Below are 13,596 nucleotides of genomic sequence, written 5' to 3'. Positions count from 1 at the left end.
ATGTTTATTCCTCTTTTCCTGTCAGACTCGTCAATGCCGCAATGCTGTCTTCCAATTGAGCAGGTTCTTCCGTTCCTTGTTTTAAAAATTGAATAAGCTGCGGATAAAACTGAATCGCTTCATCAATTTCTCTTGATGATCCTCTTTTGTAAGCTCCGATATTAATGAGATCTTCAGAGTTTTGATAAGTTGACAGAAGATCGCGGAATTTGTTGGCCGCCTCTATATGCGATGTGTCTGAAATATTAGACATGACCCTGCTGATGCTTTTCAGGATGTTCACGGCCGGGAACTGCCCTTTGTTGGCAAGCGCCCGATCGAGAACGATATGCCCGTCTAATATTCCGCGCACCGTATCGGCAATCGGTTCGTTCATGTCATCTCCGTCTACGAGAACCGTATAAAAAGCGGTTATCGTTCCTTGTTCATTCGCGCCCGTTCTTTCCAGCAAACGGGGCAAAATAGCGAACACAGAAGGTGTATATCCTTTTGTTGTCGGCGGTTCTCCCGCTGCCAGGCCGATTTCCCGCTGAGCCATCGCGACCCTCGTGACAGAGTCCATCATGAACATCACATTCCGGCCCTTATCGCGGAAGTACTCTGCAATGGCGGTGGCCGTATACGCCGCTTTCAAACGCATTAAGGCAGGCTGATCAGAGGTCGCGACTACGACTATCGAGCGTTTCAGGCCTTCTTCACCTAAATCCTTCTCGATGAATTCACGCACCTCGCGCCCCCGTTCACCGACGAGTGCGATAATGTTTAAATCAGCTTCAGTCTGCTTCGCGATCATTCCCATCAGGGTGCTTTTTCCGACTCCGCTTCCGGCAAAAATCCCGATTCTCTGCCCTTTTCCTACCGTCAGCAGACTGTCAATCGATCTGACGCCGACACCCATCTTTTCCCGTATCGGCGGGCGTTTCATCGGGTTTGGCGGCGGCTGTTCCGTCGAAACGGGGGACAAACCTTTCGGAAGCGCCCGGCCGTCAAGAGGCTCGCCGAACGCGTCGACAACTTGTCCGATTAGACCCGCGCCTACTTTGATGCGGAGCGACTCGCCAGTGGCCTCCACAATGCTGCCCGGCGCGATGCTGGCCGCTTCCAGATAAGGCATTAACAGAATGTTTTCATCTTGGAAGCCTACAACCTCAGCTTTAATCGCTTTTCTCGCATGGCCTTTCGGATAAATGAGACAAACATCTCCGATTGAGCTTTCGGGCCCTTTTGATTCAATCATCAGCCCGATGACCCGTTTAACCTTGCCGTAGCGTTTGTACGGATCCGCTGTTTCAATTGAGTCTATTAAATACTGTGTCTTCATTGCTCCGCTCCCGCCTCAAGCGCCGTTAAAAGTTTTTGCTTTAATTGCATCAGCTGGGTGTCTATGCCTGCATCAACCCGTCCGAACGGAGTTTCTATCGAGCACGTTCCCTTTGCGGCTTTTTCATCGGCATATAAGCTTAATCTGCATTCTTTGTATAACAGCTGCTGAATTTCGTCCATATGCTGATGAACCGTCTCATAATATTCAGGGTCCACATAGATGGAGATGTCATCATAATCTTTTACTTCGGCTACTACCTGTTTGACCAGCAGAAGGAAAGCCTCTTTATCATCACTTTTTTGCCGCCATACTTTTTTAGCGAGCGCAACGGAAAGCTCAATAATCTCTTCCTCAGCGCTTTCCAGTTTTTCCTCGACTGACTGTCTCGCCATTTCCATAACGGCATTGGCCCGGCTGATGAGATTGGCGTATTCAGCTTGAGCCTCGGCTTTTCCCAATGCCATGCCTTCTTCATATCCTTCTGCCTTTGCTTCTTCTATCAATCTTTGTTTTTCTTCCGCCCAGCGGTTTTTCTCTTCTTCAATCTGCAGAAGAGTGTGCTCTAATTGATTTTTCGCTTCTTCAGACACCCTGTCGGCTTCTGCTTTGGCAAAAGCCATGAGAGCCTCTGGATTTTCGGGTTCCTCCCGGTCTGGATGGGAATGTGTTTTCCTGACTTCCTGCAAGGAAAGCTTGCGCCGTTTTTGTTCAGGAGAAAATGATGATTGCTGTTTAATGATATTAGACAATAATATCGTCTCCTCCGCCTCGCGCGATTACAATTTCTCCGGCTTCTTCCAGCTTGCGGACGACGCCCACGATTCTTGATTGCGCCTCTTCCACATCACGCAAACGCACAGGCCCCATAATTTCCATTTCCTCTTTAAACGTTTCAACCATACGCTGTGACATATTGCTGAAGACGATCTCTTTGACTTCCTCGCTCGCAACCTTCAATGAAAGCAGGAGGTCGTCGTTTTCAACGTCTCTGATCACGCGCTGAATCGCACGGTTATCAAGGGTGACAATATCTTCAAAGACAAACATCCGTTTTTTGATTTCATCCGCCAATTCAGGATCTTGGATTTCCAATGAATCAAGGATCGTTTTTTCCGTTCCTCTGTCTACGCCGTTTAACACTTCAACAACGGCTTCTATGCCGCCGGTCTGCGTATAATCCTGCGTAAAGGAGGAGGACAGCTTTTGTTCAAGGACCCGCTCCACTTCATTTATGATTTCAGGAGACGTTCTGTCCATAACCGCAATCCTTCTTGCCACCTCAGCCTGAACGTCCGGGTTCAGCTCAGACAAAATCTGTCCGGCCTGCACCGGGTCAAGGTAGGATAAAATCAGCGCCATCGTTTGCGGATGTTCCTGCTGAATGAAATTTAAAATCTGTTCGGGCTCCGCTTTTCTCGCGAAATCAAACGGCTTTACCTGCAAAGAAGAGGTGAGCCTGTTTAAAATGCTTACCGCTTTGTCTTCTCCGAGCGCTTTTTCAAGCACTTGGCGGGCGTAATTTAAACCGCCTTGTGAAATATAGTCCTGAGCGATTGCGATATTATGAAATTCTTCAATGATTTCATCTTTTCTTTGATGATCGACGCTTCTGACTCCCGAAATCTCGAGTGTCAATCTTTCAATTTCTTCTTCAGACAAATGCTTGTACACAGAAGCTGATACATCAAGGCCTAAGGAAATCATGAGGATGGCTGCTTTTTGTTTTCCTGTAAGCTTGTTCTGATCACGTTTCGCCATTTTCCATTCCCCCTAATCCTCGTCCAGCCAGCTTCGAAGCAATTTAGCAAAGTCTTCCGGTTTTTCTTTAGCCATTTTTTCAAGCTGTTTTCGTCTGACTGTTTCTTCCGTTTCAATTTTCTCTTCGTTGATATCAGGCAATCGAACCGGCTCGGGCGGTGTTTCATATTCATATTCTTCGTATTCATCCTCTTGTGAGCGTTTCTTTCTGATGAGGAGAATAATAAGCAGAATAATGGCCGCAAGCAGTACGCCGCCTGTAATGTATACCCAGATCGGAAGACCTGAAGATTGTGCCGAATCTGTGTTCAGGCTTGTTTTTCCGTCAAACGGCTGAACGGATACAACGATTTTATTGTTGATATCATTGTCTGTCAGGTTTTGATTTTGCGTTTCGTTTTTATCAAGAGACGTTCTGACGACCGTTCCTAAAATCTTCTGTATATCAGCCTGTCTCTGTGCTGATAAGGAAGCGGCATTTTTCGGATTAGGCGGCTCCACCATGACCTGAATGCCTAAATCACGCACTTTATACGGGCTTTCCGCGATTTCTTTATGAATGCGGTTGACTTCATAGTTGATTTTATTGCTGCTTTTTTCGTAGTCCCCGCTGTTTGAACCGCCGTTTGTCTCGGCATAGTTCGCGGTGTCATTGCTTCCCGTTCCGGCCGTTCCGCCGTTGGCCGCGCCGTCGCCTTTATACGTTTCCGCAACTTTTTCGGCGCTTACCGCTATGCCTTCCATGTTATCTTTATCGACAGGTTCGACAGTGTCTTCAGTGCGTTTTTCCTTCGTGAAGTCAACATCCGCCGTCACGGAAACAACGACCTTATCCTGCCCCATCATTGTGCCGAGCAGTGACTGAACATGTTTTTGAATGTCCTTTTCGACCTGCGACTTAATACCTTGCTGAGAAGCATAACTGTCAGAAACGGACCCTGCACCGCTGTCACTTTTGTCATAATATGTAGAATTTTGATCCATTATGACGATATTATCTTCTTTTAAGTTCGGAACACTTTTAGAAACGAGATGGTACAGCCCGTTGATCTGGTTTTGATCAAGCGAGTAGCCCGGTTTCATCTGCAAAACGATTGATGCGGACGCTGCCGGCTGATCTTCACCGACGAACACGGCTTCTTTCGGCATATTGATCATGACCTTCGAGCTTTTAATACCGTCCATTTCATTTATCAGGTTTGACAATTCGGTCTGAGTCGCCTCAACCTTTAAAACGTCAAACTCATTATCCGTCAGGCCGAAGCCCGCATTTTGTCCGAAAAACGAATAATCAATTGATCCCGTTTTCGGCAGGCCTTCCGCGGCAAGCTGGACTTTAAGCGAATCCACTTGGCTCTCAGGAACCTTAATGACCGTTCCGCCGTCAGCAAGTTCAGAAGACACCTTTTTCGTATCGAGCTCTTCTTTAATCTTCCCCGCTTCTTCCGCGGACAAATCTTTATAAAGAGGCACCATCTTTTCAGACGAAGTAAAAATAATAACGACGATGAGTAAAATAATGAATGCGGCCAAGCCGCTTACCATGAGTATCTTCTGTGTTTTTGATCTGTTGTTCCAAAACGCTGCCGTTTTGGTTTTCATTTGCATTAGAGTACGATTCATGTTAACCCCCGGTCATTCCAGTCATTCTCTTCAATCTGACCACTACATCTGCATTCTCATGATTTCCTGATAGGCTTCCACGGCTTTATTGCGGAATTCGGTAGCGGCCGTCAGAGAAATATTTGCTTTTTGGGCAGCGATCATGACCTCGTCAAGGTTTACATCCTTTCCTGCAGCCAGTTCGTTCGTTATTTGGTCAGATTTCACTTGTGACTCATTTAACGAATCAATAGAGTTTTTTAAAAGCTCCGAAAAGCTTGTTTGGTTTGAAGAATCAGTTTTTTGAGTTTGGTTTAATTGATTCGTTACGTTTTGAGTATTTTGGGTTTGTTGAAGCTGAAAAGGAGTAATAGCGTTAACCACTTACATCACCTTACTTTCCGATTTCTAACGCCTTCAAAAGCATGCCTTTGGAGGCGTTTAATGCAGTTACGTTTGCTTCGTATGATCTCGAGCTGCTGACAAGATCCACCATTTCCTTTAATGGATCTACATTTGGTTTTTGTACATATCCGTCTTTATTCGCATCAGGATTCTCCGGATCATAAACGAGATTAAAAGCGGACGGGTCTTCCGTGACACCCGATACCTTTACGCCACTTCCCGCGCTTCCTGTTCCGTTCATCTTGGAATGTAAAAGGGACGAAAATGATTCGCCTCCGGATTGGAGAGATACCAGCTTTCTTCTGTAAGGCACCCATTCGCCATTTACCTGCTTCGCTCTCGTTGTATCCATATTGGCCAGGTTGGACGATACGACGTCCATCCGGACACGCTGTGCAGTTAAAGCGGAACCCGAAATATTTAAGCTTTGAAAGCCACTCATTATTTTCCTCCTGTCAAGACGGTTTTCAGAGAATTGAATTTGCCGCTCATTCTTTCAACCAAAGCCTGATAATTAATTTGGTTTTCGGCTAAATCTGTCATTTCTTTGTCGATATCGACATTGTTTCCGTTTTGCTGGTACGATGTATCACTGCTGGACACGATAGAATAATCGTCCCCTGAACCCGTAAAGTCAACGTGCCGATAGTCGGTTTTTACCGCCTCAAGATTGGATGTTTCCTGATCTAACAAATTTCGGAAAGAGACTTTTTTTGCCTTATAGTTCGGTGTATCTATATTGGCGATGTTATTAGTTAAGACTTTTTGCTTAATGTCCGCTCTCCCCAAGGCATTCTCAAGATTTTGTATAGTTCCAGAAAATAAGTCCAAATCCACTTACCTCCATTTCAGATATTTTTCTCCTAAAAATCCTTGTCGAGAATTGTAAAACCATATGCTTATTGTAAGAAATAACAGGCTTAAAGTCTATGAAGTTAGGCTAAAAAAAAGTGCTCAATTATATCTATTTTGCATGTAGGTATTAAGTCCTAGAATATTTGTACTACAAGGATTTGTTTAATATAAGACTGAAAATAGCACAATTTCTGTTTCTTCCTCCTTTTTTCACACAGCAAGATGGATTATCTCAGATCAGATTCCAATAAGCAACTTTAAACTGCAACTTTTCACCTATTGTCCATAAAAAAAGCAGAACCCCCATTTTTAGGGATCCTGCTTTTGTCTTAATGAGATTTAAGGTTTTCCAATTCAATAAGGAATTTGTTGTTCAGAACTTTAATGTACGTCCCCTTCATTCCCAGTGATCTGGATTCAATGACGCCTGCGCTTTCCAGCTTTCTCAGCGCGTTAACGATTACTGAACGCGTAATGCCGACACGGTCGGCAATCTTACTTGCCACAAGCAAGCCTTCGTTTCCGTCAAGCTCTTCAAAGATATGCTCAATCGCTTCAAGTTCACTGTAAGACAGAGAACTGATCGCCATTTGAACAACCGCTTTGCTTCGCGCCTCTTCTTCGATTTCTTCCGCTTTTTCTCTTAAAATCTCCATTCCTACAACGGTTGCTCCGTATTCAGCAAGAATGAGATCATCATCTTCAAATTGATCCTGCAGACGGGACAGAATGAGCGTGCCCAGTCTCTCTCCTCCGCCGATGATCGGCACGATCGTTGTTAAGCCCGCTTGGAACAGGTCTCTGTTTTCCACAGGAAACGCCGTGTATTCGCTGTTGATATCAAGGTTTGAAGACGTCTCCGGAACATTGAACAGATTTCTCGTGTACTCTTCCGGGAACTGGCGGTCTTCAAGCATTTTTTTCATACGGTCATTTTCAATCTGCTGGTTAATAGAGTAGCCCAAAAGCTTTCCTCTGCGGCTGACGACGAAAATATTAGAATCAATGACGTCACGAAGCGTTTCAGCCATTTCTTTAAAGTTTACGGGTTTGCCTGCCGCAGCCTGCAGCATGCTGTTAATAATTCGTGTTTTTTGTAGTAAAGCCATGATAAATAATCCTCCTAGAATTCCTCTTATTAAATTTTCACAATATAAATTGACTTAGATCTTTGTTGTTTGCAATCGTTCCGAGCTTTTCTTCAACGTATTGCGGTGTGATGGCTACTTTTTCCATCGTCACGTCCGGCGCTTCAAACGACAGGTCTTCCAAGAGACGTTCCAATATCGTGTGAAGCCTTCTCGCTCCGATGTTGTCCGTATCCTGATTCACATGATAAGCCACTTCGGCGATCTTACGAATAGCTTCGTCAGAAAATTCAAGAGATATACCTTCTGTCTGCAATAAAGCCTGATATTGTTTTAACAGCGCGTTATCGGGTTCGACGAGAATTTTCACAAAATCATCTACCGTCAGCTTGCTCAATTCTACACGAATCGGAAAGCGGCCCTGCAGCTCCGGAATCAGATCAGACGGTTTGGCCATATGGAATGCCCCGGCTGCGATAAACAGCACGTGATCTGTTTTGACGGAGCCGTATTTCGTGACGACGGTAGATCCTTCGACAATCGGAAGGATATCTCTTTGAACGCCTTCTCTCGATACATCTGCTGAGGAAGAAGCCCCTCCGTTTTTTGCGATTTTATCTATTTCGTCAATAAAGATAATGCCGCCCTCTTCAGCTCTTAACACGGCCTCTTGGCCGACTTCATCCATATCGATTAATTTGCCTGCCTCTTCATTGGTCAGAACCTTCCTTGCTTCTCTGACCGTCATTTTGCGGCGTTTTTTCTTTTTTGGCACCAGATTGCTCAGCGCATCCTGCATATTCATGCCCATCTGCTCCATCCCGGAGCCTTGCAGCATGTCAAACATCGATGGCTGCTGCTCTTCCACCTCTACGGAGACGTAATGGTCTTCGAGCTCTCCCAATGCGAGCTGATGCGCCATGCGCTTTCTTTTCTCTTCAAGGCTTGCTTCTTCCTGCTGGTCGGCTTCATCATCATTTGCCGCCTGGTTTCCTCCGAAAAGCATTTCAAACGGATTTTTCACACCCGCTTGTTTTTTCTTTCCCGGAACGAGAAGCCGCACTATACGTTTGTTTGCATTTTCTTCAGCCTGTTCTTTCACTTCGCTGATTTTTTCTTCTTTAATGAGCCGCACGGATGTCTCAACGAGGTCTCTGACCATTGATTCGACATCTCTGCCTACATAGCCGACTTCTGTAAATTTTGTCGCTTCAATTTTTATAAATGGCGCACCGGTAAGCTTGGCGATCCGTCTGGCGATCTCTGTTTTCCCCACCCCGGTCGGGCCCATCATCAGGATGTTTTTGGGAACGATCTCGTCTCTCAGTTTTTCATCAAGAAGACTTCTGCGATAGCGGTTTCTTAATGCCACGGCGACAGCTTTTTTCGCATCCTGCTGTCCTACAATGTATTGATCCAACCGATCTACGATTTGTCTCGGTGTTAACGGTTTGTTTTCCATGCGCCTCAAGTCCTTTCTATTCAAGTTCTTCCAAAATGATCTGATCGTTTGTGTACACACAAATCTCGCCCGCGATTTTCAAAGCGGCTTTTGCAATATCTTTGGCGGACAGATTCTCTCCGGCATAGGTTTTCAGCGCTCTTCCTGCTGACAGGGCGTAGTTTCCGCCGGAGCCGATTGCCAAAATGCCGTCATCCGGCTCAATCACTTCACCTGTTCCCGATACGAGAAGCAAGGTATCCTGGTTCATGACAATCAGCATGGCTTCCAGCTTGCGCAGCACTTTATCGCTGCGCCATTCTTTCGCAAGCTCAACCGACGCACGTTTTAAATTGCCGTTGTATTCTTCAAGCTTCGCCTCAAACATTTCAAAAAGTGTGAAAGCGTCTGCAACAGATCCCGCAAATCCGGCCAGAACCTTTCCGTTAAACAGCTTTCTCACTTTTCTTGCGGTATGTTTCATGACTACAGCCTGACCGAATGTGACCTGGCCGTCTCCTGACATAGCGCTTTTCCCGTTATGCTGGACGGCAAAAATCGTTGTCGCATGAAAAGATGACATGAGAAGGGCCTCCTTTTAATTTTCTTTAAAAGCTCTCGGGTGGTGGGACATATATGTGTTTCTCAGCATTTCCTTCGATACATGCGTGTATATCTGCGTAGAAGACAGATTGGAATGGCCCAGAAGCTCCTGGACGCTTCTTAAATCAGCCCCTTCATTCAGCAGATGAGTCGCAAACGTGTGCCGAAGCATATGCGGGTGTATATGTAAAGTGCCAGATGCTTTTTTTACAAGTCCGCTTAAAATATACCTGATTCCTCTGGCGGTCAGCGGGCCGCCTCTTTGATTGACAAACAGCACATCATGAGGCTCTTTTGCTTTTTCAAGCAGGCACTGCCTTCCGCTGTTGATATACAGCTCCAGCGCATCACGGGCATATGAGCCGAACGGGATATAGCGCTGCTTCTTGCCTTTCCCGTGAACGAGCACCGTATCCATGAACAGGTCAAGATCGCCGACAGTGAGCGTACAGCACTCACTGACCCTCATTCCGGTCGCATAAAGAAGCTCAAGCAGGGCCTGATCGCGCATCCCTGACGGCTGACTTCTGTCTGAAACAGCGAATAGTTCCTCAAGTTCTTTTTCATAAAGAAACTTCGGAATCCGTTTCTCTTGTTTCGGCAGATGAACAAGCTGAAACGGATTCTCTTCAACAAGCTTTTCCCTCATTAAAAATTTATAGAAGCTTCTCAAAGCTGAAATTTTCTTGCTGATTGTTTTTCTTGACAGGCCTTTTTCATAAGCCTCTGTCAAAAATATTCTCACATCATGATATGCAGCTTCTTTCATTCCATTTATATTTTGAGCATGCAGAAACATCCCAAATTCTTCAATCGAATTAACATAATTCACAATAGTATATTGTGAATAATTTTTTTCAATTTGTAAATATTCAACGAATAACTTTAAAAAAAAGTTAACATTCTCAGTCATTATGAAGACCTCCCTCTCCGAAGGGCTTTTAAATGGTATCATATAATGCATCGAAGTTGCAATGAAAAGCTATATCGTTTTCGAAATAGTTTGAATAGTCTCAATTGCGCGTTTAGCGTATTCTTCATTTCGTTCTTTTTTGTTTTTAATTTTTACAGGCAATTCTTTTAAGAGGCCGAAGTTTGCATTCATCGGCTGGAAGTTCTTCTGATTTGTCGTCGTAATGTAGTGAGCCATGCTTCCAATCGCCGTCTCCTGCGGGAATGTCACAAGATCCTGACCGAGCACAAGTTTGGCGGCATTGATTCCCGCTACAAGACCTGAAGCGGCAGATTCAACATAACCCTCTACGCCGGTCATTTGGCCCGCGAAAAACAGATCGTTCCGCTGTTTAAATTGATATGTCGGGTTCAAAAGGCTCGGCGAGTTGATAAATGTGTTTCTGTGCATGACGCCGTATCTGACGATATCAACATTTTCAAGACCGGGGATCAGTTTAAGCACTTCTTTTTGGTCTCCCCATTTTAAATGTGTCTGAAAACCTACAATATTATAAAGCGTTCCCGCCGCATCATCCTGTCTGAGCTGAACGACTGCATAAGGGCGCTTGCCTGTTTTCGGATCTTCCAGTCCGACCGGTTTCATCGGTCCGAACAGCATTGTTTTCTTGCCTCTTTTCGCCATGACTTCAATCGGCATGCAGCCTTCAAAGAAGATTTCTTTCTCGAATTCTTTTAAAGGTACCGTCTCAGCCGTCGTCAATGCTTCATAGAAACGGTCGAACTCTTCCTCTGTCATCGGGCAGTTTAAGTACGCCGCTTCTCCCTTGTCATAACGGGATTTTAAGTACACTTTCTCCATATCGAGGCTGTCTTTTTCGACAATCGGCGCCGCCGCGTCATAAAAATACAGATACTCTTCTCCCGTGAGCTCTTTCAGCTGCTGTGAAAGCGATTCTGACGTAAGCGGTCCGGTCGCGATAACAGTCGGGCCTTCCGGAATCTCTGTTACTTCCTCAGTAAGAACCGTTACGTTCGGATGGTTTTTCACGAGATCCGTCACGCTTTGCGCAAATTCATGACGGTCAACGGCAAGCGCTCCCCCGGCCGGAACCGAGCATTTATCAGCAGATTGAATGATTGCCGAGTCAAGGGCCCGCATTTCTTCTTTTAATACGCCTACCGCATTGGCGAGTGTATTTGAACGGAGGGAGTTGCTGCATACCAGTTCGGCGAATTTATCAGTATGATGGGCTGCCGTCTGCCTGACGGGCCGCATTTCATATAGTTTCACTTGAATTCCTCTTTTTGCAAGCTGCCATGCCGCTTCACTTCCGGCAAGGCCTGCTCCGATTACATTAACTGTTTGCTGGTTCATTTCTTTTCATCTCCTGTTGTTTGTCCCTTCCACACAAAGAAGGTGAGCAAGGCTCTGCTCACCGCTACTTCTGTGGTTCTTCCTTATAATCGCATTCGACGCATTGGACTTGTATGCCTTTTTTAAGCTTTTTCTCTACGAGCATATTTTCACATTTCGGGCATTTTCGTTCAATCGGTTTGTCCCAAGATACGAAGTCGCATTCAGGATAACGGTCACAGCCGTAAAAGATGCGTTTCTTTTTTGATTTTCGTTCGACAATGTTTCCTTCATGGCACTTAGGGCATTTTACGCCGATTTGTTTGACAATCGGTTTTGTATTCCGGCAGTCAGGGAAATTGGAGCACGCCATAAATTTGCCGTATCGGCCCATTTTATAAACCATCCGGGAGCCGCATAACTCACAATCTTCATCGGCGTATTCAGGTTCAATTTCCACTTCTTTCATTTCGGCTTCCGCTTTTTTCACGCGTTTTTCGAAATCGGTATAGAAGCTGTCAATGATTTGAACCCATTCTGTCTGGCCATCTTCAACATGGTCAAGGTCTCTTTCCATTTTAGCCGTGAATTCAACGTTGATGATTTCCGGGAAAAACTCCATGATAAGATCCAGCACGATCTGCCCAAGCTCAGTCGGCACAAACCGTTTATTGTCTAATCCCACGTAACCGCGGCGCTGGATGGTGTCAAGAGTCGGCGCATATGTCGAAGGACGGCCGATCCCCAGTTCTTCAAGCGTTTTAACCAGGCGCGCCTCTGTATAACGCGGAGGCGGCTGAGTAAAGTGCTGCTCAGGCTCAATATCTTTCGATAAAACCGTGTCTCCCTCTTTAAGGTCCGGAAGCATGCGGTCTTTTTCTTCCAGCTGATCGTCTTTACCCTCTACATAGACTTTCATGAAGCCGGCGAATTTGACTTTACTTCCGTTTGCCCGGAATGTCAATCCGTTATTGCTGAGATCGACGCTCATCGTATCAAGGACGGCAGGGGCCATCTGGCTTGCAACAAAGCGCTCCCAAATCAGCTTGTATAATCTGAGCTGGTCTCTTCCAAGCACCGCTTTTAAGTCGGCAGGTTTTCTGAGCACCGAAGTCGGGCGGATCGCTTCGTGGGCATCTTGTGCGTTTTCATTTTTCTTTGCCGGTTTCCGTTTTCCCGCTAAGTACTCTTTTCCGTACGCCTGATCAATAAAAGCTGACGCTTCTTCAACGGCTGTATTGGAAATCCGCGTTGAGTCCGTTCTCATATACGTGATGAGCCCGACTGTCCCTTCTTTGCCGAGATCAATTCCTTCATATAATTGCTGCGCGATCATCATCGTTTTCTTCGCTCTGAAATTCAGCTTTCTTGCAGCCTCCTGCTGCAGAGTGGACGTTGTAAACGGCAGAGCGGGATTTCGTTTGCGCTCTTTTTTCGTAACCTTGTCAACTGTATACTTATTGCCTTTCAGCTGAGCAAGGATGGCTTTTACGTCTTCTTCGCTTTTTAAAGGAAGCTTTTTGCCGTTTTTTCCGAAAAATCCGGCTTCAAACGTCTCTTTTCCTTTTAAAAATGAGCCGGTAATCGTCCAGTACTCTTCAGGTTTAAAATCGTTGATTTCCTTTTCCCGGTCGATGATCAGCCGGAGCGCAACGGATTGCACACGGCCCGCACTGAGGCCTTTTTTTACTTTTTTCCAAAGAATCGGGCTGATTTTGTATCCGACGAGTCTGTCTAGTATGCGGCGCGCCTGCTGCGCATCGACAAGATCCATATTAATCATGCGCGGATGTTTAAATGATTCTTTAATGGCGTCTTTCGTTATTTCATTAAAGACGACCCGGCAGTCCGAGCTGAGATCCAGATCAAGACTGTGTGCGAGATGCCATGCAATCGCTTCCCCTTCTCTGTCGGGGTCGGCCGCGAGATAGACTTTTTTTGCTTTCTTTGCCGCTGTTTTTAATTCTTTTAAAACAGGGCCTTTTCCGCGGATCGTAATATATTTCGGTTCAAAGTTCTGTTCGATGTCAACTCCCATTTGACTTTTCGGAAGATCCCGGACATGTCCCATTGAAGCTTTGACTTTATATTTCTTCCCTAAATAACGTTCAATCGTTTTCGCCTTTGCCGGCGATTCCACGATGACTAGATAATCAGACATTTTCATCCCCCTCAAGAGGTGTTCTCTCTCTTTTCAAGTATCAATTCATTTTAGAGCTGCCTTTTTATGGCTTTCAACATTTCATTCTTT

General features: G+C 45.5%; 13 protein-coding genes. All 13 read right to left on the bottom strand.

Annotated features, from left to right (window positions below; all coding sequences use genetic code 11):
- Nucleotides 1–4: 4 nt before the first annotated feature.
- Nucleotides 5–1,321, bottom strand: coding sequence for a flagellar protein export ATPase FliI (gene fliI / locus JNUCC22_RS08200; RefSeq protein ID WP_015239853.1), 1,317 nt, complete (start codon nucleotides 1,319–1,321; stop codon nucleotides 5–7).
- Nucleotides 1,318–2,073, bottom strand: coding sequence for a flagellar assembly protein FliH (gene fliH, locus JNUCC22_RS08195; protein WP_015239852.1), 756 nt, complete (start codon nucleotides 2,071–2,073; stop codon nucleotides 1,318–1,320). The genes fliI and fliH overlap by 4 nt, the downstream gene beginning before the upstream one ends.
- Nucleotides 2,066–3,082, bottom strand: a complete 1,017-nt coding sequence (fliG, locus tag JNUCC22_RS08190; RefSeq protein WP_003154256.1) for a flagellar motor switch protein FliG — start codon at nucleotides 3,080–3,082, stop codon at nucleotides 2,066–2,068. Before fliG ends, fliH begins: the two co-directional genes overlap by 8 nt.
- 12 nt (nucleotides 3,083–3,094) lie before the next feature.
- Nucleotides 3,095–4,705 (bottom strand): flagellar basal-body MS-ring/collar protein FliF, encoded by a 1,611-nt coding sequence (gene fliF / locus JNUCC22_RS08185; protein ID WP_012117551.1) that lies wholly within the window; start codon nucleotides 4,703–4,705, stop codon nucleotides 3,095–3,097.
- A gap of 42 nt (nucleotides 4,706–4,747) precedes the next feature.
- Entirely contained in the window at nucleotides 4,748–5,068 is a 321-nt protein-coding gene (gene fliE / locus JNUCC22_RS08180) for a flagellar hook-basal body complex protein FliE (RefSeq protein WP_007409777.1), read from the bottom strand.
- Nucleotides 5,069–5,078: 10 nt separating this feature from the next.
- Nucleotides 5,079–5,531 carry a flagellar basal body rod protein FlgC gene (gene flgC / locus JNUCC22_RS08175; RefSeq protein WP_007409776.1) on the bottom strand — a complete coding sequence of 151 codons (453 nt, stop codon included), beginning with the start codon at nucleotides 5,529–5,531 and terminating at the stop codon, nucleotides 5,079–5,081.
- Nucleotides 5,531–5,920: a flagellar basal body rod protein FlgB gene (gene flgB, locus JNUCC22_RS08170; RefSeq protein WP_003154260.1), complete on the bottom strand. Its 390-nt coding sequence runs from the start codon at nucleotides 5,918–5,920 to the stop codon at nucleotides 5,531–5,533. Before flgB ends, flgC begins: the two co-directional genes overlap by 1 nt.
- Before the next feature lie 353 nt (nucleotides 5,921–6,273).
- Nucleotides 6,274–7,053 (bottom strand): GTP-sensing pleiotropic transcriptional regulator CodY, encoded by a 780-nt coding sequence (gene codY, locus JNUCC22_RS08165; protein WP_003154263.1) that lies wholly within the window; start codon nucleotides 7,051–7,053, stop codon nucleotides 6,274–6,276.
- 37 nt (nucleotides 7,054–7,090) lie between these two features.
- Complete coding sequence (hslU, locus tag JNUCC22_RS08160) at nucleotides 7,091–8,503, bottom strand: ATP-dependent protease ATPase subunit HslU (protein WP_256052823.1); 1,413 nt, start codon at nucleotides 8,501–8,503, stop codon at nucleotides 7,091–7,093.
- A gap of 7 nt (nucleotides 8,504–8,510) precedes the next feature.
- Nucleotides 8,511–9,056: an ATP-dependent protease subunit HslV gene (hslV, locus tag JNUCC22_RS08155; protein ID WP_003154267.1), complete on the bottom strand. Its 546-nt coding sequence runs from the start codon at nucleotides 9,054–9,056 to the stop codon at nucleotides 8,511–8,513.
- 15 nt (nucleotides 9,057–9,071) lie between these two features.
- A complete protein-coding gene (gene xerC / locus JNUCC22_RS08150; protein WP_007409774.1) occupies nucleotides 9,072–9,989 on the bottom strand; it encodes a tyrosine recombinase XerC in 918 nt (305 codons plus the stop codon).
- A gap of 69 nt (nucleotides 9,990–10,058) precedes the next feature.
- The gene (gene trmFO / locus JNUCC22_RS08145) at nucleotides 10,059–11,366 is read right to left on the bottom strand and encodes an FADH(2)-oxidizing methylenetetrahydrofolate--tRNA-(uracil(54)-C(5))-methyltransferase TrmFO (RefSeq protein WP_012117550.1); all 1,308 of its coding nucleotides are present in this window, start codon (nucleotides 11,364–11,366) and stop codon (nucleotides 10,059–10,061) included.
- Between the two features lie 64 nt (nucleotides 11,367–11,430).
- Nucleotides 11,431–13,506: a type I DNA topoisomerase gene (gene topA, locus JNUCC22_RS08140; protein WP_007409771.1), complete on the bottom strand. Its 2,076-nt coding sequence runs from the start codon at nucleotides 13,504–13,506 to the stop codon at nucleotides 11,431–11,433.
- Between the last annotated feature and the right edge of the window lie 90 nt (nucleotides 13,507–13,596).

The sequence above is a fragment of the Bacillus sp. JNUCC-22 genome (assembly GCF_018861275.1).
GTDB lineage: Bacteria > Bacillota > Bacilli > Bacillales > Bacillaceae > Bacillus > Bacillus velezensis.
This window is presented reverse-complemented; position numbering and strand designations above follow the sequence as displayed.

Bases quoted from the DNA above. Each gene is read 5' to 3' on its own strand.
- codY (WP_003154263.1), bottom strand. From the start codon at position 7,053: ATGGCTTTACTACAAAAAACACGAATTATTAACAGCATGCTGCAGGCT.
- xerC (WP_007409774.1), bottom strand. From the start codon at position 9,989: ATGACTGAGAATGTTAACTTTTTTTTAAAGTTATTCGTTGAATATTTA.
- fliF (WP_012117551.1), bottom strand. From the start codon at position 4,705: ATGAATCGTACTCTAATGCAAATGAAAACCAAAACGGCAGCGTTTTGG.
- trmFO (WP_012117550.1), bottom strand. From the start codon at position 11,366: ATGAACCAGCAAACAGTTAATGTAATCGGAGCAGGCCTTGCCGGAAGT.
- topA (WP_007409771.1), bottom strand. From the start codon at position 13,506: ATGTCTGATTATCTAGTCATCGTGGAATCGCCGGCAAAGGCGAAAACG.
- hslV (WP_003154267.1), bottom strand. From the start codon at position 9,056: ATGTCATCTTTTCATGCGACAACGATTTTTGCCGTCCAGCATAACGGG.
- flgC (WP_007409776.1), bottom strand. From the start codon at position 5,531: ATGAGTGGCTTTCAAAGCTTAAATATTTCGGGTTCCGCTTTAACTGCA.
- fliI (WP_015239853.1), bottom strand. From the start codon at position 1,321: ATGAAGACACAGTATTTAATAGACTCAATTGAAACAGCGGATCCGTAC.
- fliG (WP_003154256.1), bottom strand. From the start codon at position 3,082: ATGGCGAAACGTGATCAGAACAAGCTTACAGGAAAACAAAAAGCAGCC.